Origin of the sequence: Bacillus sp. P14.5 (genome assembly GCF_003316765.1) — a bacterium.
Taxonomy (GTDB): domain Bacteria; phylum Bacillota; class Bacilli; order Bacillales; family Bacillaceae_B; genus Rossellomorea.
Window position 1 is genome coordinate 1 of record NZ_NIJF01000098.1, and the last position, 1,051, is coordinate 1,051.

At 41.1% G+C, this 1,051-nt stretch carries 2 protein-coding genes; one reads left to right on the forward strand and one right to left on the reverse strand.

Annotated elements, in window-relative coordinates:
- Positions 1–245 precede the first annotated feature (245 nt).
- Complete coding sequence (locus B9Z54_RS20560) at positions 246–743, forward strand: CotY/CotZ family spore coat protein (protein WP_113930251.1); 498 nt, start codon at positions 246–248, stop codon at positions 741–743.
- A 46-nt stretch (positions 744–789) separates the two neighbouring features.
- Here the strand turns inward: B9Z54_RS20560 and B9Z54_RS20565 are convergent.
- Positions 790–1,051: CotO family spore coat protein (locus B9Z54_RS20565; RefSeq protein ID WP_240190034.1), on the reverse strand; the 262-nt coding region annotated here is incomplete at its 5' end.

Consider the following 1,051-nt stretch of genomic DNA (forward strand, 5'->3'; position numbering starts at 1 on the left):
ACCGGCAAATGTCCCTTAAAGAAAAGCGCTCTTTCCTTTTATTCTCTTTGGGTTTTTAACCCAGAGAGGCTGAGGGTGAAGCTCGATGCGGATAACACAGTTAAGAGGCGGGTTTTACAATTTCAGAATCAAATGTGACACACCGCCTATTTTGACGAAAAAGGGCTATTATCCGTAACTTAAACTCCTTGGCTACAATATGTTATTAGTGTAGCGATAAACAATTAAAAGGAGGATTTTCTAATATGGGTTGTGGAAAAAGAGATGATGTAGGTGGAATCCGTACAGATAACTGTGTGTGTGAAGTAGTACGTGCAATTAAAGACATCCAGGATGCTGCGGTAGCTGATGATTGTCTGGATTGTACTACCAGCTGTTTCCTTGAGCCGCTTGGCGATTTGAACAGCCCTGCTATGAGACGTCGTGCAGATACTCGTGTGTTCACACTGACAAATAAAAACGGTGAACTATTTAAAGCATTGTTCAAACAAAAAGATGGCCAATGTGATGCAAACTGTGTAACGATTTATTTCCGTGTGGAAGAAATTTTCGATAACTGCTGTGCAACGTTGAGAGCTTTAAGACCTAACAAAGATATTATCAACGACTATGGCAAATTGGATTATGGCGCAATCTGCCATGTGGACGAATGGTTCAGAACAAACAACTGTATCACTGTTGACCTGAACTGCTTCTGTGCGATTCAATGTATCGCGGATGTTGACCTGATTTATTGTGAATAATTCTTAGAAGCCTGCCGGAGAAAACATCCGGCTGGTCTTTTTCCTTTTAGACTACATTCATCATAAACCAATGATCTTGATGGCTCGTAGTGATTTCCGCTTTTACGTCTATTTCATCTCCCTGGAACGTTTTTAGGACAAGCGTATCTCCTTCAGCACTGAGCAAGATTCCCTTATACCTTTCTTCTTCGGTAATAAATTCACAAGGGAACGGTGCTTTTCCGTTAATATAACGGGAAAGATACGTGATTTTCTCATCAAGTTCCATCTCCCTGAATGGTTTCAGAGGTTTGAAAGCTGAGTCGGAG

Bases quoted from the DNA above. Each gene is read 5' to 3' on its own strand.
- B9Z54_RS20560 (WP_113930251.1), top strand. From the start codon at position 246: ATGGGTTGTGGAAAAAGAGATGATGTAGGTGGAATCCGTACAGATAAC.